Source organism: Corynebacterium hylobatis (assembly GCF_003955685.1).
Taxonomy (GTDB): domain Bacteria; phylum Actinomycetota; class Actinomycetes; order Mycobacteriales; family Mycobacteriaceae; genus Corynebacterium; species Corynebacterium hylobatis.
Map to the genome: position 1 here is coordinate 65,374 of NZ_RXHJ01000016.1, position 22,391 is coordinate 87,764.

The window sequence follows — 22,391 nt, forward strand, 5'->3', positions numbered from 1 at the left end:
AGACTACGGCATAGACTGCCGATATGACTGATCCCCTGGCCGGTTCCGGACTCGTAGTCGTTGACAAGCCCGCAGGCATGACCTCCCATGATGTCGTCTCCCGCCTGCGACGCTTCTTCTCCACCCGACGGGTCGGCCACGCCGGCACCCTCGACCCGATGGCCACCGGTGTGCTGGTCGTCGGCATCGAGCGCGGCACCAAATTCCTCGCCCACATGGTCGCGGCCACGAAGTCCTACGACGCCACCATCCGCCTGGGCGCCGCCACCACCACCGACGACGCGGAAGGGGAGGTGACGGGCGGGGCGAGCGCGGTGTCGATAAGCGAGGAGCAGGTGCTCGCCGCCATCACCGAACTGACCGGGGACATCATGCAGCGCCCCTCCTCGGTCAGCGCCATCAAGATCGACGGCCGCCGCGCCCATGAGCTCGTGCGTGCCGGGGAGGAGGTCGAGATCCCCGCCCGCCCCGTCACCGTCACGCGTTTCGACGCCCTCGCCTTCCGCCGCGAAGGTGACTTCCTCGACGTGGATGTCAGCGTCGACTGTTCCTCGGGCACCTACATCCGTTCCCTGGGCCGCGACCTCGGTGCGGCACTCGGCATCGGCGGGCACCTCACCGCCCTGCGGCGTACCGCCGTCGGCCCCTTCGTGCTCGACGACGCCCAACCCCTCGACTCCCTCGAGCACTCCCCGCAGCTCTCCCTCACCCTCGATGAAGCCCTGACCCGCAACTACCCCGTCCTGCCCGTCACCGATGAAGAGGCCGACGCCCTGGCCATGGGCAAATGGCTCGAACCCCGCGGACTGGAGGGTGTGCACGCCGCCGTCGCACCGGACGGGCGCGCCATCGCCCTGATCCGGGAGAAAGGCAAACGGTTGGCCACGGTCTTCGTCGCCCGCCCCTCGACCCTCTAGGCCGCCTGCCGGACCAGGCCCGCACGCACCCTCCCCGGCAGCCGCCCCTCCGCCAGATCCGCGTAGGTGGCATGCACAAGTGAGAAGCCCGCGTTCTGGAGGAGTCGCTCCCGCTCCCGGTCACGTTTCATCTGCGTCACCGGGTCCACCCCGGTGCTGCGCCCGTCGTATTTGATCTCCCCGTGCAGCTCGACGGCCAGGTGGCCGTTGAGCAGCAGATCCAGCCGGTACTTCCCCTCCAGCACCGGGACCTGCACCTGCAGCGTCTCCAGCCCCGGTAGGTCGGCCGCCAGGATCTGCGCCCTGCCCCAGGATTCCAACGGACTCTCCGAACGCGGATCCGCCAGCGCCAGGGCCCGGCGTGCTGTGCTGATCCCCCGGACCGGCCCCAGCAGCTCCACCATGTGCTCGGCGCGACTGCGGCTCATGTACAGCATCGCCAGCACCGCATCGAAGGCGACGATGCCGGCCACCAGACCGTGGTACCTGGCGACGTCCACCGCTGTGCGCATGATCGTGCTCACCCGTAGTCCGTTGACCGTAGTGACCTCCTCCTGCCCGAGGGATGCTGCCCGGTAGACCACCTGCTCCGGCCACTCCTGCCGGGGCCGCCGGGAGTTCCGCCCGGGTAGATTCAGCTCCACGAACTCATCCCGGCCGGGCACCGGAATCCCGTGCACCCGTGCTGCCGACCTGCCCGCCAGCACCGCCTTGTGGGTGCACAGCCCCACCGCCTGCACGCGTGCCTCATCCTGCTGCCAGCCGGCCAGACCCTCCCACCGCTGCTTCTCCACGACCATCTCCGGGCACAGCCGCACATACTCTCCTGCCGCCAACCGGCGCCGCAGTTCCCGGTCGAGTGTGTCGACCGCCGGCAGGTGGATCATGGGGCACTCGGCTGCCCAGTCACGCATGGGGACGATGAATTTCTGTAGCTTCATGCCCGCAGTATGGAGCCCGGGACGAGGTGACCGGTAGGTGTCGGGGCCTGTTGCTGTGGACAACCGCTGACCGGTGGGAAGTCTGTCCACAGGAGGGTGGGTGCTGTCGGGTTAGGTCTTGACAGGTAGGTCCCGTCCGGTAGATCACGACACGTATCTCTCGGGATACCGCCCCTGGCTGGTGACCGCCCACCTGGGAGATACGTGTCCGGACCTAACGGACGAGACCTACATCAAGTCACCGCCGTCGCCGCGATGACGTAACCGTCGCGGACCATCCACCGCCCGGAGATGAAGGGCACCGGGGTGGGCCGGGTCAGCAGGTAGGAGATGAATGTGCCGTCGGAACGGATGTCGATCTCGGCGTCCTCGAAACCCAGCCAGCGGTAGGTCATGGGGAACCACGCCTTGTAGGTGGCCTCCTTGGCGCAGAAGAGCAGCCGGTCAGCGCAGTCGATGCCCTCGGAGCGCAGGCGCTCCAGCTGGGGCATCTCCCCCGGCCGGGCGATGGAGCCGATGACCTCCGGGGGCAGGGGTTCGGCGGGTTCGGCGTCCAGACCCATGGAACGCACGTGTGTCTTCGGCGCGACGACGGCCGCCCGGAAGCCTTCGGTGTGGGTCATGGAGCCGGTGATGTCCTGGGGCCACAGCGGCATGCCGCGTTCCCCGCGGAGGATGGGTTCGTTGTCCCACTGCCCGAGGTCGCGCAGGGCCTGGTGGGCGCACCAGCGGGCGTCGCCGAACTCGGCCTTGCGGATGTCCACAGAGTGGGAGACCAGGGCCTGTTCCAGGGGGTGCAGGCCGAGGTAGTTCTGCAGGTCGGGGTTCTTCCGGTCGGTGATGACGTAGCAGAAGCGGGCGGCTTCGGGGAAGAGGCTGGGTTCAAGCATCGCCGTCACCGTGCCCGATGGTCATGACCGGGTGGGGCCAGGGGTGGAGGTGGCCGTGACGCTCCCATTCCCGCGGGTAACCGAGGGAGACCTCGATGTGCGGTACCCCGGCGACCACGGTTTCGCCGGGCATGTGGAGATGGCCGTAGATGACGGCCTTAGCGTTGTAGCGTTCGGCCCAGGTGCGGGTGTGGCGGGTGCCGCACCACAGGGCGATCTCGGGGTGGCGCATGGCCAGGGTGGGTTCCTGTACGAGCGGCCAGTGGTTGATCAGGATGGTGGGGCCGTCGATACGCGAGAGCCGTTTGATGGAGTAGGCCAGCCGGTCCCAGCACCAGGCCCGGACGTCGACGAAGGGGGCGATGGCGAATTCGTCGGTCATCATGATCTGCCGGTCGTGGGCGGCCTGCACCGCCTCCTCCACCGTCAGTCCGGGGCCGCGGAAGGAGTAGTCGTAGAGGGTGAACAGCGGCACGATGGTCACGCCGTGGAACTCCGGGTAGGGGTCCTCGGGGGTGAGCACGTCGATGGCGCGGCAGCCGTCGACAAGCTCGGTGTATTTGTCGCGGCCCTGGTAGCGGTCGGTGGAGCGGGAGAACAGCTCGTGGTTGCCGGGCACCCAGATCACCTTGGCGAAGCGTGCCCGCAGCTGCCCCAGGATGCGCAGCACCAGGTCAGTCCGTTCGGCGACGTCGCCGGCGACGATCAGCCAGTCCGAGGGGTCGGTGGGCTGGATCTCGTCGATGCGGCCGGCGTTGGCCTTGACGGCCCCGTGCAGGTCGCTGACGGCCCATAGTGTCGTGGTCATGCGTGGCGCACCTCCTTATATCCCTACGTATCTACCACAGCCCAGGCCATGGACCGGAAACGCCAGACCACGGCCACGAGCCGGATGATGATGAATGCGAGCAGTCCGAGCCAGATGCCGGTCAGTCCGCCGTCGACGGCGAAGGAGATCCACACGCCGGGCAGGAAACCGAACACGACGGAGGCGATGGTGATCGTGCGCAGGAAGGCGGCGTCACCAGCACCGAGAAGCACACCGTCGAGGGCGAAGACGGCTCCGCCGAGGATGATCATGATGATCATCAGCCACCAGGGTCCGGCGATGGTGTCCAGCACGGAGGTGTCGGTGGTGAACAGCCGCGGGATCACCCCGGCCCCGAGGGCGAAGACCGCACCCAGCGCCCCGGCGAAGATCAGCGAGTACACCGTCACCCGTTGTCCCACCTGCTTCGCGATGCCCACCGTCCCCCGCCCGAGCGCCGCCCCCGTCAGCGCCTGGGCGGCGATGGCCAGGGAATCAAGCACGAGGGTGATGAAGTTCCACAGCTGGAGCATGATCTGGTGCGCAGCCAGTGAGGAGGTGCCGAAACGGGCCGCCACGGCCGCCGCGGAGACGAAGGCGACCTGGAAGGACATGGAACGCAGGATCAGGTCCCGGCCCATGACCAGCTGGCGGCGCATGATGGACCAGCGCGGCCGCCACCCGCCGCGGTGTTCCCGGGCCAGCGCGATGAGGAAACATGCCGTGGTGATGGCCACGCCGATGACGTTGGCCACCGCGGAACCGGGCAGGCCGAACTGCCCCACCAGCACGGGGATGAGCACCGCGCCGGGGATGACACCGGCGAGGGTGAACCACAGCGGCCGGCGGGTGTCCTGGACACCGCGCAGCCAGCCGTTTCCGGCCATGACCACCAGGGTCAGGGGGATGGCGAAAGCGGCGATGTGCAGCCACTGCGCGGATGCCGCCGCAGTAGCGGCGTCGCCGGAGAGCGCCAGCGCGATGGGTTCCGCGAGGACCCAGATCGCCGCGGCGATGACCAGGCCGACACCCAGGCCCACCCAGGTGGCCTGCACGCCCTCCGCCACGGCCTCCTCCCGCTTCCCCGAGCCGTAGAGCCGGGAGGCACGGGCGGTGGTGCCGTAGGACAGGAAAGTCAGCTGGGTGGTCACCGTCGACTGCACGGTGGTACCCACCGCCAGTGCCGCGAGCTCGGCGGCGCCGAGACGGCCGATGACGGCGGTGTCGAGAAGCAGGTAGAGCGGGGTGGCGGACAGAACTCCGAGCGCGGGCAGGGCCAGCGCGAAGATCTGCCTGGCGGAGACCGTCACGACGCGCGCAGCTCCTCCAGCAGCTCCGCGAGAACCTCAGCTGCGGTGCCGCGGGCGGTGTAACCGGCAGCCGGGATATGCCCGCCGCCACCGAGCGTGACCGCCACCTTCGAGACATCCATCTCGTTGGAGCGCAACGAGACATGCCAGATGCCCGGCAGTGACTCCTTGAACAGCGCCCCCAGGTCGGTGCCTTCGAGGGAACGCAGGAAATCGACGAGGCTCTCCACCGCCGGCAGCGAACCGTCCTGGATGAGCTCGTGGTCGGCGATGATCACCGCCGCACGGTGGGTGCCGGCCTCCTCGATCCGCACACCCGACAGGGCACGTCCCATCATGCGCAGATCCGTCACGGAACCGGAGTCGAAGAGGTCCGTGGCGATGGTGCGCACATCCAGACCGGTCTCCATGAGCCGGGCGGCGAAGGTGTGCATCTGCGGACGCCCCCACCGGAAACTGCCCGTATCGGTGAGCAGGCCCGCGTAGAGCGCATGCGCGATGGGCCGGTCCAGCCGGACCCCCAGATGCTCGAAGAGGTCGCCCAGGATCGTGGTGGTGGACTCGGCGTAACGGTCGATGAGGTTCACCCGGCCGAAACCGGGGTTGGAGGAGTGGTGGTCGATGACCACGGTGTCCTGTGCGCGTGCCGCGATCTCCGTCGCGAGCGCACCCACCCGGTCCAGCGAACCGCAGTCCACGGTGATGATCAGGTCCACCTCCGGCAGCCGGTGGGCGAGCCTGACCTCCTCCGCGCCGGGGATGGTGAGCAGATTCGCGGCGAAGGGCTGCGGTTGTCCGATCAGCCCCACCGCCTGCTTGCCCAGCTGGCGCAGGGCCTGGACGGTGGCGGACACGGAGCCGATGGCATCCGCGTCGGGGCGCACGTGGCCGACGACGGCGACACAGCGCGCAGCCTCCACGGCGGCCACCGTCTCGGCATAGGAGGGTTCGGGCACTACTGACCGTCCTCCGTCTTGTAGGGGTTGGGGTCGCCCGCCGGCTTGGCGTTCTTCTTCAGCTCCGCCAGCTCGGCGTCGCGGGCCCGGGCCCGCTCCAGCAGTGCCTCCATGTGGGCGGAGGCCTCCGGGACGGTGTCCACCTCGAAGGAGAGGGTCGGGGTGAAGCGGACTCCCAGCTGGTCACCGACGATCTTGCGGAGCTGGCCGCGGGCGCGGTGGAGGGCCTCCGCGGCGGCCTCGTAGTCCGGCTCCTCGTCGAGGGACTGGCCGCGGACGGTGTAGAACACGGTCGCATCGTGCAGGTCGCCGGTGACGCGGGTGTCGGTGACGGTGACCAGCTCCAGACGACGGTCCTTGACCTCGCGTTCAATCGCAGAGGCCACGATGGTCTGGATGCGTTTTGCCATGCGGGCGGCGCGGGCGTTGTCGGCCATGTCGGGCGTCTCCTCGGTAGTCGTTGTCAGAACCTCCGGAGATTCTACCCCGCGACCCCACTGCGTTTCGACGTCGCCCGTCAACCGGTGCGCAGGGCGGGCAGCGGCCAGGCCCGCCGTGGCATGTGCTCCTGCTCGAAGGGGTAACCGAGGGAGACGTCGAAATGGGGTACCCCGTCGACGCGGATCTCCTCCGGCATGTGCAGATGCCCGTGGATGGCACCGATGGCCCGGTACCGGGTGGTGAAGTCCCGGGTGGCGGTCGTCCCGCACCACAGGGCCATCTGCGGTTTCGCCATCCGCAGGGTCGGCTCCACGACCAGGGGCCAGTGGTTGATCAGCAGCGTGGGGCCGTCTGTCTCCGCCAACCGCCGGTGGGAGTAGTCGACCCGTTCCGCGCACCAGGCGGGGATGTCCACGTAGGGGGCGATGAGCAGCTCATCGTCGAGGGTGGCCCGGGCGTCGCGGGCGGCGGTGAGAGCCTCCTCCGCGCTCATGCCGGCCGGGCGGAAAGAGTAGTCGTAGAGCGTGAACAGCGGAACGACCGTCACGCCGCCGAAGACAGGATACTCGTCCTCGGGCGTGTCGACGCCCACCTCACGCAGCAGCTCCACCAGGCGCAGGTAGCGTTCCCGGCCCTTGAAACGGTCGGTGCTGCGGGCGAAGAGTTCATGGTTGCCGGGCGTCCAGATGACGCGGGCAAAACGCCGCCGGAGACGGGCGAGGGTGTCGACGACGATGTCGATACGCTCGGCCACGTCTCCGGCGACGATGAGCCAGTCCCCCGGATCCGCCGCCTGCAGGCGCTCGACGCGCCCGCGATTGGCGGACCAGGTGACGTGCAGGTCCGAAACGGACCACAGTGTGCGCGCCATATTAGGTGCGCGGGACCTCGACCTCTTCGAAGACCTCGATCTTGTCGCCGACCTCGATGTTCGGGTAGGACAGGACCATACCGCACTCGTAGCCTGCGCTGACCTCGGTGACGTCGTCCTTCTCGCGTCGCAGGGACTCGATCTTGACGTTGTCTGCGATGACGTTGCCGTCGCGGACCAGGCGGGCCTTCGCGTTGCGGCGGACCTTGCCGCTCTCGACCATGCAACCGGCGATCAGGCCGATGGCGGAGGCCTTGAACAGTGCACGGATCTCCGCGACACCAACCTCGCGCTCCTCGTAGATCGGCTTCAGCATGCCCTTGAGGGCTGCCTCGACCTCCTCGATGGCCTTGTAGATGACGGTGTAGTAGCGGATGTCCACGCCCTCGGTGTTGGCCTCCTCGGTGGCCTTGCCCTCGGAACGGACGTTGAACGCGATGATGACTGCGTTGGAGGCGGATGCCAGCGAGACGTTGGTCTGCGTGACGGCACCGACACCACGGTCGATGATGTTGAGCTCGACCTCGTCCTCCATCTCGATCTTCAGGAGGGACTCCTCCAGCGCCTCCACGGAGCCGGCGTTGTCACCCTTGAGGATGAGGTTGAGGACACTGGTCTCCTTGAGCACCGCATCCAGATCCTCGAGGGAGACGCGCTTGCGGGCGCGTGCCTGCGCTGCGGAACGCCTGCGGGCGTCACGCTGTGCGGCGATCTGACGTGCGACACGGTCGTCCTCGACGACGAGCAGGTTGTCGCCGGCGCCGGGGACGCCGTTGAGGCCCTGCATCTGGACCGGACGGGACGGGCCCGCCTCCTCCACGTCGTGACCGTGCTCATCGATCATGCGGCGGACGCGGCCGTAGGTGTCACCCACGACAACGGAGTCACCGACGCGGAGGGTACCGCGCTGGACCAGGACGGTGGCCACGGGGCCACGGCCGCGGTCGAGGTTCGCCTCGATGGCGACACCCTGGGCGTACATGTCCGGGTTGGCGCGCAGATCCAGGGAGGCATCCGCCGTCAGGACGACAGCCTCGAGCAGCTCATCGATGTTGGTGCCCTGCTTCGCGGAGATGTCGACGAACATGGTGTCGCCGCCGTACTCCTCCGGAACCAGACCGTACTCGGTGAGCTGGCCACGGATCTTCTCCGGGGAGGCCTCCGGCTTATCGATCTTGTTCACCGCGACGACGATCGGCACATCGGCCGCCTTCGCGTGGTTGATGGCCTCCACCGTCTGCGGCATGACACCGTCGTCGGCGGCGACCACGAGGATCGCGATGTCCGTGGACTTGGCACCACGGGCACGCATGGCGGTGAACGCCTCGTGACCCGGGGTATCCAGGAAGGTGAGCCGACGCTCACGGCCCTCGATCTCACGACCGATCTGGTAGGCACCGATGCCCTGGGTGATGCCGCCGGCCTCACCCGCACCGACCTCAGCCTTACGGATGGTGTCGAGCAGTCGGGTCTTACCGTGGTCGACGTGACCCATGACGGTCACGACCGGCGGACGCTTGGCCAGGTCATCCTCGCCACCCTCGTCCTCACCGAACTGCAGGTCGAAGGACTGGAGAAGCTCGCGGTCCTCGTCCTCCGGGGAGACGACCTCAACGACGTAGTTGATCTCCTGACCGAGCAGCTGGAGAGTCTCCTCCGGCACGGCTGCGGTGGCGGTGATCATCTCGCCCAGGTTGAACAGCGCCTGGACCAGTGCGGCCGGATCGGCGTTGATCTTGTCCGCGAAATCGGACAGGGAGGCGCCACGACGCAGGCGGATGCTCTGGCCACGGCCGTCGGGCAGACGGACGCCACCGATGATGTTCGGCGCCTGCATTGCCTCGTACTCGGAGCGCTTCTGACGCTTCGACTTACGGCCACGACGCGGTGCGCCACCCGGACGCCCGAAGGCACCCGCGGTGCCGCCACGGCGTCCGCCGCCACGGAAACCGCCGCCGCCCGGACCGCCGCCCGGACGACCGCCGGGGCCGCCCTGGCCACCACGGCCACGACCGGCTCCGGCCGCCTTCTGCGGCATCTGGCCCGGGGTCGGGGCCTGGGAGGCCGGAGGCATGTTGGCCGGGGACGGACGACGTCCGCCGCCCTGTGCCGGACGGTCACCACCGGGACGCGGGGCACCCTGGCCGCCGGGACGCGGTGCGCCCTGGCCGCCACGGCCGCCGGGACGGGGACCGCCCTGGCCACGGCCGCCGCCCGGACGCGGTGCCGGACGCTCGCCGCCGGAAGAGAACGGGTTATTGGCCACGCGGGGACGACCGCCCGGACGCGGCATGGGACGCGGCATGGCGTTGGCCGGGGTGGGGCGCTCCCCACCCGGCTTCGGTGCGCCACCCGGCTTCGGACCGGGCTTGGCTGCGGCCGGACCCGGCTTCGGGCCCGGCTTGGCTGCGGCAGCCGGCTTGGGGGCCGGAGCCGGTGCGGCAGGCTTGGCCGCCGCGGCCGGACTCGGAGCGGGCTTGGCTGCGGCAGCCGGCTTGGGGGCCGGTGCCGGCGCCGGTGCAGCCGGCTTGGGGGCTGCCGGACCCGGCTTCGGGCCGGGCCTGGGGGCCGTTGCTCCCGGCTTCGGGGCAGGCTTCGCTGCCGCCGCACCGGGCTTCGGGGCCGCTGCTCCCGGCTTGGGGGCGGCCTCCTTCTCGTAGAGATCCAGCATCTTTCGGACCACCGGGGGTTCCACGGTGGAAGATGCGGTCTTGACGAACTCACCCTGCTCCTTGAGCGTGGCAAGCAGTTCCTTGCTGGTTACGCCGAGCTTCTTGGCGAGCTCGTGGACGCGTAGCTTTCCGGGCACTTTTCTCCTCTTGTTATTACCAGAGGTCGAGTCAAGCCCCGGAAAGGGAACTCGACCTCTAGATGATGTCTGTGACTTTCATCGCTGATGCTTCATTGTGCTGTGCTCATCAGTGTTCGGTCTTCCTTGTGATGTCGGGTCCGGCGGCCTGCGCCGCCAAGTACGTGCGTACGGGACCTGTGTCCGGGATTCTCCCGGACACCCGAAACGCCCGCCCGAAGGCGCGGCGTTGTTCCGCCAGCTCGAGTGCCGCGAGATCAGGAGTGATCCATGCTCCCCTGCCGGGGAGGCTGCGGGAGGGGTCCGCCAGGAGGCGGTTCTCATCCGCGGGATCGACGACCACCCGGAGCAGCTCCGTGTCCGGTCTGCGTTCGCGGGTGGCGATGCAGGTACGGACGCGGATCTCACGGGTCTGCGTCATTCGTCTCCTACAGAAAGCCTGATCATCAACGGCACGTGGGCCATCGAACAGTTTACGCTATTTTCACCTGGAATTGAACTCCCGGCTGCACTCGGGGTCAGTTGATGTCCGAATGGATGTCGATTTTCCAGCCCGTGAGGCGTGCGGCGAGGCGGGCGTTCTGCCCTTCCCGGCCGATGGCGAGGGAGAGCTGGTAGTCCGGAACAGTCACGCGCGCGGTCTGGGCCTCGGCATCCGTGATCTCCACGCGGACGACCTTGGACGGGGCGAGGGCGTTGCCGACGTAGGTGGCGGGGTCCTCGGAGAAGTCGATGATGTCGATCTTCTCTCCTCCCAGCTCGTTCATGATGTTGGTCACGCGCTGTCCCTTGGGGCCGATGCAGGCGCCCTTGGCGTTGAGCCCCTTGACCTTGCCGGAGACGGAGACCTTGGAGCGGTGGCCGGCCTCGCGGGCGATGCCGAGGATCTCGACGGAACCGTCGGCGACCTCGGGCACCTCCAGCTCGAACAGTCCGCGGACGAGTTCCGGGTGGGTGCGCGAGAGGTTGACCTGCACGTTGCGGGGACCCTTGTTCACGCCCACGATGTAGGCCTTGATGCGGTCGCCGTGCTTCAGCTTCTCGCCGGGGATCTGCTCGGCGGGAAGCAGGATACCGTCCTGGGGGTCGGCCTCGGTGCCGAGCTGGACGATGACGATGCCGCGGGAGTTCGCGGTCTCGTCCTTCTGCACCACACCGGAGACCACGCGGCCCTCGAAGGCCTGGTACTCGTCGAAGAGGCGGACGTTCTCCGCCTCGCGGAGGCGCTTGACGATGGCCTCGCGGACCACCTGGGCGCTCAGGCGCGCGAAATTATCGGGGGTGTCGTCGTATTCGGAGCCGACCTCGCCGTCCTCGTCGAGTTCGGAGACGATGACCGCGACGGAGCCGGTGTCCTGGTCGATGTCCACGCGGGCCCGGGAGTCCCCCTCCTCACCACGGTATTCGCGGTAGGCCTGGATGAGTGCGCTGCCGATCGTGCGGAGCATGTCGTCCACCGGGATGGACTTCTCCTTCTCGATGGTCCTCAGCGCAGCCATGTCGATATTCACTTGTTTTCCTCCTGCCAGGCGAGAGCCTGGTCATAGTCGAGTCCCGTCAGCTCGGTTTCCGCTGCCGGGGGTGTGGCGAACTCAATTTCTACCACCGCACGGGGGTTTTCGGAAAATTCCAGGACGCGCATCTCGCAGCCCTTCTTCACCGGCCGCACGAGCACCACGGAATCCTCGCCGGGGGCCAGTGCACCGACCCGCCACACGGACTTCTGACCGTCCTCGAGCAGCTCCACCAGGCGGTTGCGGTTGCGGCGCCAGTGGCGCGGCAGGGTCAGGGGGGCGTCGACACCCGGGGTGGAGACCTCGAGGGTATAACCGGCGCCGAGGTTGACCTCGCCGCGCTCCTCGGCGGCGTCGAGACGCGCGGAGACCTCCTGGGAGACCGCCTCGAGCAGGTCGAGGTCGGGCCGGGAGTCCGAGTCCACCCGGATGCTGACCACGGATTTGCGGCCCGCACGCGTGACCTTGATGCCCTCGATGTCGAGACCGCAGGAGTCGGTGACGGGAGTGATCAGTGTGACTAGTTCGTCTTCGCCGGGGAATGCCATGCCCATCAGCCTATCGCGGGTAGGGTGTCGGCTGTGAAACGTCGACTCGCCCTCCTTCTCACCCTGCCGCTGCTGGCCTCCTGCTCCGTCGGGGACGTGGCCTCTGCGCTGGGGCCGCGGCCGAATTCCCAGGTCGCCGAGCTGGCGGACCGGGCGGCCAGCGACGCCGCCGCACTCGACGGTGCGGCCGCCGAGTTGCGGGCCCGCCATGCGGCGGAGCTCGCCGCCGAGATCACGCGACTGTGCGGCACCCACGCCGACGGCACCGTCCCCGAGTCCTGCGCCTTCCAGACCGAGGTGACAGAGCTGCCTGAGGCGGACGTCGACGATTCCCTGCTGCTGAGCCTGGATACGGCAGTGCCGGAGGAATCCCGCGCGCTGGTCATCCGGCAGGCCGTGGACCTGGCGGAACTGGAGGAGCGGGACCTGCCCGCAGACGCCCAGGTCAGCGACAGCCGCGACATCGATGCCGCCCGCGATCTGCTGCGCCGCGAGTACGCCGCTGCCTGGGGCCTGGGGCTGGCCCGCGCGTACCTCTCCCCCGCCCGCGGCGCGGAGATCGATGAGTTTCTCGACGCCCACGACGAGCGCATCCTCGCCCTGCGCGAGGTGCTCGCCCCCCATGGCGAGGTGCCCGTCGCAGAAGCCGGCTACGAGCTTGCGGGCGGCACCGCACCGGCGGATGAGGCATTGGTCGCCAGCCTGCAGGAGGAACTGCGGCAGGTCTGGCTCAACGCTGCGGTGCAGGCCCACGACACCCCCTGGCGGGAGTTCGCGGTCTACGGCACCGCGAGCATCAACTAGCCGCGGACCAGTTCGACGACCTTCGCCACGGCCTCATCGGCGGCGACGTCGAGGGTCTCGCCGCAGCGGATGCGCAGCTCGACCTTGCCCTCGGCGAAGGACCGGCCGAGGACCACGGCGAAGGGCATGCCGAGCAGCTCGGAGTCCTTGAACTTGACGCCGGGGCTGACCTTGGGACGGTCGTCGAAAAGCACCTCGATGCCGGCGGCGTCGAGCTCGGCGACCATGCGGTCCCCGGCCTCCAGGGCGGCTGCATCCTTGTTCGCCACGACCACGTGCACCTGGTACGGGGCGATCTCGACCGGCCAGTTGAGGCCCTTGTCATCATGGCGCTGCTCGGCGAGCACGGCCATGAGACGGGAGACGCCGATGCCGTAGGAACCCATGGTGGGGATGGAGCGTTTGCCGTTGACGTCGAGGATCTGCACGTCGAAGGCCTCGGTGTACTTGCGGCCCAGCTGGAAGATGTGGCCGATCTCAATGCCACGCTCCAGCGTCAGGGTGCCCTGGCCTTCCGGGGCCGGATCACCCTCGCGGATCTCGGCGGCCTCAACGAAACCGTCGACCTCGAAGTCACGGCCGGCGACCAGCCCGACGACATGGCGGTTGGGGGCGTCGGCACCCGTGATCCAGGCGGTACCGGTGACCACGCGCGGATCAGCGAGCACGCGCACACCGTTGGCAGCCAGACCGCGCGGGCCGACGTAACCGCGGACGAGGAAGGGGTTCTTCCTGAAGTCCACGTCCTCGGCCATGGCGACCTCGGCCGGCTCCAGGGAGGCCTCGAGGCGCTTCATGTCCACCTCGCGGTCGCCGGGGACGAGCACGCCGAGCAGCTCCGGCTCCTCCGCACCCGGCTCGGTGACCTTGACCACCACGCACTTGAGGGTGTCGGCGGCGGTGACATCCAGACCCTGGGAGTTCGCCCAGTCCACCAGGGTGGCGATGGTCTCCGCATCCGGGGTCTCATGCTCCACGGCCGCAGGCAGCCCCTCCACGGGACGCTCGGTGCCCGGCTGGGTGACCACGGCCTCCACGTTCGCGGCGTAGTCGCCGCCGGTGGCGCGGACGAAGCTGTCCTCACCGTTCCCGCTCAGCGCCAGGAACTCCTCGGAGGCGGAACCGCCCATCGCGCCGGAGGTGGCCTGGCAGATGGCGTAGGAGATACCCAGGCGGTCGAAGATGCGCTGGTAGGCGGCGCGGTGTGCCTGGTAGGAGGCCTCCAGGCCGGCGTCATCCATGTCGAAGGAATAGGAGTCCTTCATCACGAACTCACGTCCACGCAGGATGCCGGCCCGCGGGCGGGCCTCATCACGGTATTTGGTCTGGATCTGGTACAGCATGACCGGGAAGTCCTTGTAGGAGGAGTACAGGTCCTTGACCGCGGAGGTGAACATCTCCTCGTGGGTCGGCCCGAGCAGCATGTCCGTGCCGCGGCGGTCCTGCAGCCGGAAGAGTTCCTCGCCGTACTCGGTCCACCGGTCAGTGGTCTCGTAGGGCTCACGCGGCAGCAGCGCCGGGAAGAGGAGTTCCTGTCCACCGATCGCGTTGATCTCCTCACGCACGACGTCCTCGATCTTGCGCAGGGTCCGCAGGCCCAGCGGGAGCCAGGAATAGACACCCGGGGCGGCGCGGCGGATGTAGCCGGCGCGGACAAGCAGCTTGTGGCTGGGGACCTCGGCATCAGCGGGGTCTTCGCGCAGAGTGCGCAGAAACAGCGTGGACAGACGTGTGATCATGAGCAGTCACATTACCCGGTACCCTACTGGGCATGCTGATCGTGCTCCCCCCTTCCGAAACCAAGGCCCCCGGCGGCGACGGACCCGCCCTCGACCTCGGGGAACTGGCCTTTCCGGGCCTGAATTCCGTGCGGGGGAATCTGGTGGACGAGCTGGCCGCGCTACCGGTCGATGAGGCGCTCGGGGTGCTGAAGATCTCGGAGAGGCTCCGCGGTGAGGCGGAGGCCAACCTTATGTTGCGGAGCTCACCGACGATGCCTGCCATCCACCGCTACACCGGCGTGCTTTTCGACGCCCTCGACGCCCCCACCCTGCCCACCGCCGCACTGTCCCGCCTCGCCGTGGGCTCCGCCCTCTTCGGAGTGGTGCGTGCCACCGATCCCATCCCCCGGTACCGGCTCTCCGGCGGCACCCGCCTGCCGGACGCTCCGACGCTGAAGTCCCGCTGGGGTGAGCTGATCACCGAGGCGCTGGCGGCGGAGGATTTCGTGGTGGACCTGCGTTCCGGGGCCTACCAGCAGCTGGGGCAGGTGCCCGGCGCGCTGACGGTGCGGGTGGAACGCGAGGGGAAGATGGTCAGCCACTTCAACAAGCAGTACAAGGGGGAACTGGCCCGGGTGCTGGCGCTGGCTGAGGAACCGGCGTGCGGCATCGACGATGTCGCGGAGATCGCCCGCGCCGCGGGGATGACGGTGGAACGCGATTCTGGCTTTCAGCTGACCCTGGTGGTGTAGTTGTCCCCATGGTTGATGACGCAGGCATGAGGAAGGTGGCTGTCCTCTCCCCCTCCCGTGCGGCCCCGGCGATGGGTCCGGCGGTGCACGAGCAGGCGATGCGCCGCCTGCGGGAGGAGTTCGGTCTGGTGCCGGTCGAGTACCCCACGACCCGTACGCCTGATTCCACCCCGGAGGACCGGGCCCGCGACATCATGGCGGCGTTCGTGGACCCGGAGATCACGGCCATCTTCGCCACCCTCGGCGGCGACGACCAGGTCACGGTGATCCCCTTCCTCGACCCTGGGCTGATCCGTGCCAATCCGAAACCCTTCTTCGGTTACAGCGACAACACGAACATGCTCAACCTGCTCCACAGCCTGGGCATCCCCGCCTTCCACGGCGGCAACACGCAGGTGCAGATCGGCGCGGGTCCGGAGCTTGACGACGTCCTGCGCACCTCCCTCACCGCGGCGCTGACCGGCGGCGGCCTCATCGAGGTGACGGATCCGGGCCAGTCGGAGGACCACGGGATCCGCTGGAGTGATCCCCTGGCCCTGAGCGAGAACGGCCTGCGTGAATCCACCCCGCCGTGGCGCTGGGCGGGGGCGGCGCGGAAGGTCAGCGGCCGGACATGGGGTGGTTGCCTGGAGGTGATCACCCAGATGTCACTGGCTGACCGTATGCCGGGCGTGGCAGACCTGGCCGGTGGGGTCCTCATGATCGAGGCCTCGGCGCGGCTGACCAACACCCACGGCATCATGGAGATCGTCCGTGCCCTCGGCGAGGCGGACGTCCTCGGTGCGGTGCAGGGCGTGATGATGGCCCGGCCCCCCGCCCGCAGCCTCTTCCTCCCTGACCACAGAGACCGCGACGAGATCTACGACGCCGTCATCGAACAGGTCGGGCTCTACAACCCGGAGGCCGTCGTGGTCTGCGGTGTCCCCTTCGGCCACACCCGTCCCCAGTGGGTCCTGCCCTACGGCGGCACCGTGGTGCTCGACGGGGTGGAGCAGCGGGTTTTCGCGGATTACTGAATTTATCAATTTATCAACCAACGCGATTTATCAATTTATCAACTACCGTGGGGTCCATGAGCCGCCGCAACCCCTTCCGTCCCACCTTCGGCGCCTCGCCCTACCACTGGGCCGGGCGCAGCCTCATTCTCGAGGAGTTCAGCGAGGCACTCCACGGCCACCCCGGGCACCCCTCGCGGAGCATGGTCATCGACGGCGCCCGCGGCATCGGCAAGACGGTCCTGCTCACCGAACTTGAGGACCTCGCAGCGCAGCAGGGCTGGGTCGTGCTGCGGGCGACCGGACGAGCCGATGCCGTCCGCACCCTCATCGACACGACCATCCCCGCGAAGATCGCCGAACTCGACCCGCCCGCCGGCCGCACCGTGACGGCGGTACAGGTCAGCGGTTTCCGCGTGGACACCGAGCTTCTCGACGCCCCCACCCCCACCCCAACCCTCGGCACCCGCATGCGCCACCTGTTGGGCCTGCTCCGCGGCACCGGGGTACTCATCACCGTCGACGAGGTCCAGGACGCCGACCCGGAGACGCTCTCAGAGATCGCCCTCACCCACCAGGACCTGGTCCGCGATGACCGGGATGTTGCCCTGGTCATGGCCGGCCTGACCCACGGCATCAACAGGCTCCTCGACCTGCCGGGCACTACCTTCCTGCGCCGTGCCCGACGCTTCGAACTGGGCCCGCTGACCGACGCGGACGCCCACGCCATCCTCACCGCCACCGCCGCGGATTCCGGTCGCCCCTTCGTCGGGAACGCCACGGACACAGCCGTCCGCATCGCCCGCGGTTACCCCTACCTCGTCCAGCTGGTGGGCTTTCTGGCCTGGAACCGCGCCGGTGACACCATCACGGTCCACGACGTCGAGGCAGTGCGTCAGGAAGCCGTCCGGATGATGGGCGCGCAGGTCCACGCCCCCTCCCTCAAGGGCGTACCCCCGGCGCAGCTGGACTACCTGCGTGCCATGGCAGAACTGACCGACGAGGAGGTGTCCAGCGCCGCCGTCGCGGAACACCTGGGCCGGCGGCCCAACGAGGTCACCGACACCCGCGGAAAACTCCTCGACCGCGGACTCATCGAGGCCCCCGCCTGGGGTCGGGTCTCCTTCACCCTGCCGTACCTGGCGGAATTCCTCCGCGGTGACTCACGCCCGACGCGGGTGAGCTAGACCCCACACACCCACCGTCGCGATCACCGCGGTGCCGAGCATGACTGCGGCCATGGCCACCGGCTGGGACACCCCGGCGGCGGCCACCAGGCCCACCAGCGGGGAGAGGGCACCCGCCATGATGAACTGGCCTGAGCCCATGAATGCGGAGGCCGAACCGGTGACGGTGCCCGCCCGGGAGATCGCCAGGGCGGAGTTGTTCGCGAAGTTGATGCCCATCGAGGCAACCACGATGAACAGACCGGCGAGGATGAACCACCGGGAGGCGTCGAGAAGCGCGGCCGTGAGCAGGTAGACCGTCGCCGCCAGCATCACCAGGTTGCCGATGCGGGCGAGCTTCAGCGGCCCGATCTTCTTCACCAGCCGCGCGTTGACCAGCGCAAGGAGGAACATGCCTCCGGTGTTGGTGGCGAAGATGAACGAGTACTGGACCGGGGTGAAGCCGTAGTACTCCTGCAGGATGAACGGCGAGGCGGCGACATAGGCGAACATCGTGGCGAAACTGAAGATGAAACCGACGGTGAAGCCGACATAGGCGCGGTCGCGCAGCAGACCACCGATGGCCCGCAGCAGCGGTCCCACTCCCCCACTGGACCGCTCCTCGGCGGGCAGGGTCTCCGGGATGAAACGCCAGATCATGACGACCACCAGCAGGTTGAGGCCGGCAAGCAGCCAGAACACACCCCGCCAGCCGACGCCGTCGACCATCAGCCCACCGATGACAGGTCCGAGGACCGGTGCCACACCACCGAGCAGCATGAGCAGAGAGAACACACGCGCAAGCTCCGGGCCCTTCACCAGGTCGCCGGCGACGGCCCGGGCCAGCACGACCGCTGCCCCGCCGGCCAGTCCCATGACGAAGCGGGCGACGAAGAGGATCCACGCCTGGGTGGCCAGGGCGCTGGCCACCGTCGCAAGGACGAGCAGTACCGCGCCGGTGCGGAAGAGGCTGCGGCGGCCGCGGGCGTCGGAAAGCGGGCCGGTGAGCAGCTGCCCCACGGCCATGCCCGCGAGGAAGAAGGTGATGGTCAGCTGCGCACCGGCCTGGCTGAGGTCGAGATCGCGGCCGAGCTGGGGCAGGCCCGACAGGTACATGTTGATGGACAACGGCTCGACGGCCGAGACGAGGGCCAGCACGCCGAGGATGATCGGGGGGATCATCGCCTTCCGGTCCGCCTGGGTGGTGGTCGCCATGTGCTCTCCGCTTCACTGGTGCTGATTTTTGATTACGCGTCAACGACCATAGCACCCCATACCTGTGGGGGTATATTGTCTAATTAGGCAACCCTAAGAATAAATCGGTACCATGACGCTCATGACCACTGAATCAACTGCCCACGTCATCACCGACCGCCCCGGCCGCTACGGCAAACAGCTGACCTCCCACCTCGGCCGCCGCCTGCAGAGTAGCTGGGACGCCGAGGCCGAGCACGGCCAGATCACCTTCGGTGGTGAGGAGTTCAGCGGCGGCCTGGTCGGCGAGGTCACCCTGACCGCCGCCGAGGGCACCCTCCTGCTGGAACTGACCACTGAGGAGCAGCATGTCGAGCAGATCGAGAGTGTCGTGGGCCGCCACCTGGTCGGCTTCGGCAAGAAGGATGAGCTGAACGTATCCTTCGAACGTTCCAACGGGACGGCCGGCACCAGCTACACCGCCGCCGACGCACCTGGGCCCAAGCCGCGCGAGGAGCGCTGAGGGGGTTGCCGACACCCGGCAGAATTTTTCTGATCAACTCTACTCCAGAAAGTGCCGCATAAGCATGGAGTTGATCAGAAAAATCCACCACTGGGACGCGGCAGCACTCGCCGGCTCCTACAGGCCCGCGACCTCGCCAATGACGTAGACCGCCGGCGCACCGATGCTGTGCTCCGCCATCGTCGCAGCCAGCGTGCCCAGGGTGCAGCGCACCGCGCGCTGAGCCTCGGTCGTGCCCTCCTGGATGACGGCCGCGGGGGTGTCGGCAGGCAGGACCTCCTGCAGGGCCTGTGCGATGGCGGGGGCGTTCTTCACGCCCATGATCACGCTGATGGTGCCCCCGGACTGCGCGACGGCCCGCCAGTCGACCAGGGAACTGGGGTGGCCCGGCGGGAGGTGCCCGGAAACCACGGTGAAGGAGTGGACCAGGCCGCGCTGGGTGATGGGGACACCCGCTGCCGCCGGCACGGAGACCGCGGAGGTCACGCCGGGCACGACCTCGCAGGGGATGCCGTGTTCGCGGCAGACGGTCAGTTCCTCGAAACCACGACCGAAGACATAGGGGTCACCGCCCTTGAGCCGGACGACCTTCCGGCCGGCCAGGGCGTGGGTGACGATGAGCTCGTTCGTCTTCTCCTGGGTGACCTGTCTACCGTAAGGCAGCTTGGACACGTCGATGATCTCCTTCGACGCGGTGTCACAGAGCTCGTCGAGTTCGTGGGCGGGCCCCAGGTGGTCGGTGAGGATCACGTCGGCCTGCTGGAGTGCGCGCTGGCCCCGGATGGTCATCAGGTCCCAGGCGCCTGGTCCGCCGCCGACGAGAGTGACGGAACCGGTGGTGGAGGAGGCTGCAGTCATGGTCAATCAGTTTAGGGGGCTGACTCCGGGGCACCACATCGTTAGCCTGGGGGTATGAGCGCACCACACCTTGACCATCCGTTCTCCGGGGCATTTCCCGAGCTTGTCCATGCGGCCCAGGCTGAGGAGCAGCCTGATCCGCAACTGCTCCTGCTGAATGAATCTCATGCCCGCGAGCTCGGCCTCGACCCGGACTGGCTACGCAGTCCCGACGGGGTGTCCTTCCTGCTGGGGCACGGTGGGGGGCCGACGGTGGCGATGGGTTATGCCGGGCACCAGTTCGGACAGCTCTCCCCGCGGCTGGGTGACGGGCGCGCGCTGCTGCTCGGGGAGACCGCGGGCCGCGAGATCCACACCAAGGGCACCGGCCCGACAGTATTCTCCCGGGGTGGTGACGGCCGTGGCGCGCTGGGCCCCATGCTGCGCGAATATCTGGTCTCCGAGGCGATGCACGCGCTGGGTGTGCCCACCACCCGTGGTCTGGCGGTGCTGTCCACCGGGCGGCGGATCCAGCGCACTGGGGTGGTGCCCGGCGCGGTGCTGGTGCGCACGGCTGCCAGCCACCTGCGGATCGGGACGGTCCAGTATGCGCGCCTGCTGGGGGTCGACGGCCTGGTGGAGCGTCTGTGCACCTATGCACGGAAGCGCCACTACCCGGAGGCGAGTACGCATGAGGGGTTTTTCCGTGCGGTGATGGCCGCGCAGTCGGCGACGGTCGCGCAGTGGATGCGGCTGGGGTTCATCCACGGGGTGATGAACACGGACAACACCACCCTGTCCGGGGAGACCATCGACTACGGGCCGTGCGCCTTCCTGGACCGTTATGATCCGGCGATGTTCTTCAGTTCCATCGACAGGCACGGCCGTTATGCCTTCCGCAACCAGCCCGCCATTCTCGGCTGGAACCTCGCCCGCCTGGCGGAGGCGATGCTCCCGCTTTTCGACGCCGATGAGAACGCGGCCGTCGATAAGGCGCAGGGCGCCATGAATGATTTCCCCGGTGTGTGGGAGCAGGCGCAGCAGCGCGAGCTGGCGCGCGCCCTCGGCACGGCGGACACGGGGATCGGGCAGCGGTGGCTGCAGCTGCTGGCGGAGCATGCCCCCGACCTGACCACCGCCAACCGGTTGCTCGTCGACGATCCCGGCGCGCTGGCGGAGATCGTCGGCTCCGAGTGGGTTGCGGACTGGCAGTCGCTGGATCCGGAGGTGCCGGCACACCCGCACCACATCCCACGCAACCATCTCCTCCACGAGGCGCTCCGCGATGCCGAGTCAGGTGACCTCGGCCCCTACCTCGACCTCCTCGCCGTGGTCACCGATCCCTTCACCGACCACGGTCCGGCGTACCGGGGGCCCGCACCGGAGGGTTTCGACGAGAGTTTCCGCACCTTCTGCGGCACCTAAAGTTCGTCGATGACGATCTTCTTCATCTCCATGAGGTTCGCGTAGGCTCCGGGGCGTTCCAGCAGATCGTTGAGGTTCTCGGGGGCGATCTGCCAGCTCACGCCGTAGCGGTCCTGGAGCCAGCCGCACTGCTCGGCCTCCGGCACCGCGGACAGTGCGTTCCAGAGGTGGTCGATCTCCTCCTGCCCGCGGGCGTTGAACAGGAGGGAGATACCCGGGGTGAAGGTGAAGGACTGTTCGACCGCCGAGTCCGTGGCGGTCAGCCATTCCCCACGGATCTGGAACTCCGAGAACATCACCGAGTCCGTGGAGACGGGTCCGGTGGCCTCGTCGTAGTGGACGCGGTTGCCCACCACGACTTCCGGGAAGACGGAGGCGTAGAAGTCGACTGCCTCGTGTGCCTTGTTCTGGACGGGACCGCAGAACATGAGGTTGGGGATGACGAAGGGACGGGGTTCCCCCTCCGGGTCGGTGAGCATGAGCTGCCAGTTCACGCCGTAGCGGTCGGCGACCCAGCCGTAGTGCGGGCTGAAGGGGTACTCGCCGAGCTCCATGAGTACCCGGCCGCCCTCGGTGAGGCGCGCCCAGGTGCGGTCGAGGTCGCCGCGGGCGTCGGCACGGAAGGCCGGGTCAAAGTTGAGGAAGAAGCTGATCGCCGGGGTGGGGGTGAATTCATCGCCGGCGTTGATCATCGCCAGCCGATAACCGCCGATGTCGAATTCCACCGTCAGGGGTTGGCCGGCGAACTCCTCCTGGAAATCCAGCAGCCCCTCGGTGGGGTAGGTCCACCTCTCGACGACCGTGGTGTCGGGTAGAGCGGAGAGATAGAACTCCGTCGCATCATCCGCGACGCGGTTGATCCAGATGTGCGGGACGATCGTCTGCATGCGGTTTCCTTCCGCGATATATTAACTGTGACACACTTCACGCTACGCCCGCTGGGGGCACCTGCGCCAGAGCCCGGGAGGA

At 68.3% G+C, this 22,391-nt stretch carries 22 protein-coding genes; 7 read left to right on the forward strand and 15 right to left on the reverse strand.

The window, feature by feature from the left end:
• Nucleotides 1-23 precede the first annotated feature (23 nt).
• Nucleotides 24-917, forward strand: a complete 894-nt coding sequence (gene truB, locus EAH68_RS11755; RefSeq protein WP_126121533.1) for a tRNA pseudouridine(55) synthase TruB — start codon at nucleotides 24-26, stop codon at nucleotides 915-917.
• Here the strand turns inward: truB and EAH68_RS11760 are convergent.
• The 11 genes from EAH68_RS11760 to rimP form a co-directional block, all read right to left on the reverse strand.
• Nucleotides 914-1,858 carry a type IV toxin-antitoxin system AbiEi family antitoxin gene (locus EAH68_RS11760; protein WP_126121534.1) on the reverse strand — a complete coding sequence of 315 codons (945 nt, stop codon included), beginning with the start codon at nucleotides 1,856-1,858 and terminating at the stop codon, nucleotides 914-916. The two genes, truB and EAH68_RS11760, sit on opposite strands and share 4 nt — an antisense overlap.
• A 233-nt stretch (nucleotides 1,859-2,091) precedes the next feature.
• Nucleotides 2,092-2,748 carry a 4'-phosphopantetheinyl transferase family protein gene (locus tag EAH68_RS11765; RefSeq protein ID WP_126121535.1) on the reverse strand — a complete coding sequence of 219 codons (657 nt, stop codon included), beginning with the start codon at nucleotides 2,746-2,748 and terminating at the stop codon, nucleotides 2,092-2,094.
• The gene (locus EAH68_RS11770) at nucleotides 2,741-3,556 is read right to left on the reverse strand and encodes a metallophosphoesterase family protein (RefSeq protein WP_126121536.1); all 816 of its coding nucleotides are present in this window, start codon (nucleotides 3,554-3,556) and stop codon (nucleotides 2,741-2,743) included. Before EAH68_RS11770 ends, EAH68_RS11765 begins: the two co-directional genes overlap by 8 nt.
• Before the next feature lie 23 nt (nucleotides 3,557-3,579).
• Nucleotides 3,580-4,866, reverse strand: a complete 1,287-nt coding sequence (locus EAH68_RS11775) for an MATE family efflux transporter (protein ID WP_126121537.1) — start codon at nucleotides 4,864-4,866, stop codon at nucleotides 3,580-3,582.
• A complete protein-coding gene (locus tag EAH68_RS11780; protein ID WP_126121538.1) occupies nucleotides 4,863-5,822 on the reverse strand; it encodes a DHH family phosphoesterase in 960 nt (319 codons plus the stop codon). The genes EAH68_RS11775 and EAH68_RS11780 overlap by 4 nt, the downstream gene beginning before the upstream one ends.
• Nucleotides 5,822-6,259: a 30S ribosome-binding factor RbfA gene (rbfA, locus tag EAH68_RS11785; RefSeq protein WP_126121539.1), complete on the reverse strand. Its 438-nt coding sequence runs from the start codon at nucleotides 6,257-6,259 to the stop codon at nucleotides 5,822-5,824. Before rbfA ends, EAH68_RS11780 begins: the two co-directional genes overlap by 1 nt.
• 80 nt (nucleotides 6,260-6,339) lie before the next feature.
• Nucleotides 6,340-7,134 carry a metallophosphoesterase family protein gene (locus EAH68_RS11790; protein WP_126121540.1) on the reverse strand — a complete coding sequence of 265 codons (795 nt, stop codon included), beginning with the start codon at nucleotides 7,132-7,134 and terminating at the stop codon, nucleotides 6,340-6,342.
• A gap of 1 nt (nucleotide 7,135) precedes the next feature.
• A complete protein-coding gene (gene infB / locus EAH68_RS11795) occupies nucleotides 7,136-9,943 on the reverse strand; it encodes a translation initiation factor IF-2 (protein ID WP_126121541.1) in 2,808 nt (935 codons plus the stop codon).
• Between the two features lie 109 nt (nucleotides 9,944-10,052).
• Nucleotides 10,053-10,364: a YlxR family protein gene (locus EAH68_RS11800; protein ID WP_126121542.1), complete on the reverse strand. Its 312-nt coding sequence runs from the start codon at nucleotides 10,362-10,364 to the stop codon at nucleotides 10,053-10,055.
• Between the two features lie 97 nt (nucleotides 10,365-10,461).
• Nucleotides 10,462-11,454, reverse strand: a complete 993-nt coding sequence (gene nusA / locus EAH68_RS11805) for a transcription termination factor NusA (protein ID WP_126121543.1) — start codon at nucleotides 11,452-11,454, stop codon at nucleotides 10,462-10,464.
• On the reverse strand, nucleotides 11,451-12,005 hold the full coding sequence (gene rimP / locus EAH68_RS11810; protein WP_126121544.1) for a ribosome maturation factor RimP: 555 nt from the start codon (nucleotides 12,003-12,005) through the stop codon (nucleotides 11,451-11,453). Before rimP ends, nusA begins: the two co-directional genes overlap by 4 nt.
• A gap of 33 nt (nucleotides 12,006-12,038) precedes the next feature.
• Here rimP and EAH68_RS11815 point away from each other — a divergent pair, with 33 nt between their 5' ends.
• Nucleotides 12,039-12,809, forward strand: coding sequence for a DUF4439 domain-containing protein (locus tag EAH68_RS11815; protein ID WP_164546481.1), 771 nt, complete (start codon nucleotides 12,039-12,041; stop codon nucleotides 12,807-12,809).
• On the opposite strand, the gene EAH68_RS11820 is transcribed toward EAH68_RS11815, so the two are convergent.
• Entirely contained in the window at nucleotides 12,806-14,548 is a 1,743-nt protein-coding gene (locus EAH68_RS11820; protein WP_126121546.1) for a proline--tRNA ligase, read from the reverse strand. The two genes, EAH68_RS11815 and EAH68_RS11820, sit on opposite strands and share 4 nt — an antisense overlap.
• A 32-nt stretch (nucleotides 14,549-14,580) precedes the next feature.
• Between EAH68_RS11820 and yaaA the strand changes: the two genes are divergently transcribed.
• Genes yaaA through EAH68_RS11835 form a run of 3 tightly spaced genes read left to right on the forward strand, consistent with a single transcriptional unit; the run spans nucleotide 14,581 to nucleotide 17,464 of the window.
• Nucleotides 14,581-15,282 (forward strand): peroxide stress protein YaaA, encoded by a 702-nt coding sequence (gene yaaA / locus EAH68_RS11825; protein ID WP_126121547.1) that lies wholly within the window; start codon nucleotides 14,581-14,583, stop codon nucleotides 15,280-15,282.
• 8 nt (nucleotides 15,283-15,290) lie between these two features.
• Entirely contained in the window at nucleotides 15,291-16,298 is a 1,008-nt protein-coding gene (locus EAH68_RS11830) for a S66 family peptidase (protein WP_126121548.1), read from the forward strand.
• A 56-nt stretch (nucleotides 16,299-16,354) separates the two neighbouring features.
• Nucleotides 16,355-17,464 (forward strand): ATP-binding protein, encoded by a 1,110-nt coding sequence (locus tag EAH68_RS11835; RefSeq protein ID WP_126121549.1) that lies wholly within the window; start codon nucleotides 16,355-16,357, stop codon nucleotides 17,462-17,464.
• Here EAH68_RS11835 and EAH68_RS11840 read toward each other — a convergent pair.
• Nucleotides 17,441-18,658, reverse strand: coding sequence for a multidrug effflux MFS transporter (locus EAH68_RS11840; RefSeq protein ID WP_126121550.1), 1,218 nt, complete (start codon nucleotides 18,656-18,658; stop codon nucleotides 17,441-17,443). The genes EAH68_RS11835 and EAH68_RS11840 overlap by 24 nt on opposite strands.
• Before the next feature lie 121 nt (nucleotides 18,659-18,779).
• Between EAH68_RS11840 and EAH68_RS11845 the strand changes: the two genes are divergently transcribed.
• Nucleotides 18,780-19,160 (forward strand): DUF2218 domain-containing protein, encoded by a 381-nt coding sequence (locus EAH68_RS11845; protein WP_126121551.1) that lies wholly within the window; start codon nucleotides 18,780-18,782, stop codon nucleotides 19,158-19,160.
• Nucleotides 19,161-19,277: 117 nt separating this feature from the next.
• On the opposite strand, the gene cobA is transcribed toward EAH68_RS11845, so the two are convergent.
• Nucleotides 19,278-20,018, reverse strand: coding sequence for a uroporphyrinogen-III C-methyltransferase (cobA, locus tag EAH68_RS11850; protein WP_126121552.1), 741 nt, complete (start codon nucleotides 20,016-20,018; stop codon nucleotides 19,278-19,280).
• A 54-nt stretch (nucleotides 20,019-20,072) separates the two neighbouring features.
• On the opposite strand from cobA, the gene EAH68_RS11855 reads away from it, so the two are divergent.
• The gene (locus EAH68_RS11855; protein ID WP_126121553.1) at nucleotides 20,073-21,422 is read left to right on the forward strand and encodes a protein adenylyltransferase SelO; all 1,350 of its coding nucleotides are present in this window, start codon (nucleotides 20,073-20,075) and stop codon (nucleotides 21,420-21,422) included.
• Here the strand turns inward: EAH68_RS11855 and EAH68_RS11860 are convergent.
• Nucleotides 21,419-22,309 carry a VOC family protein gene (locus EAH68_RS11860; RefSeq protein WP_126121554.1) on the reverse strand — a complete coding sequence of 297 codons (891 nt, stop codon included), beginning with the start codon at nucleotides 22,307-22,309 and terminating at the stop codon, nucleotides 21,419-21,421. The genes EAH68_RS11855 and EAH68_RS11860 overlap by 4 nt on opposite strands.
• Between the last annotated feature and the right edge of the window lie 82 nt (nucleotides 22,310-22,391).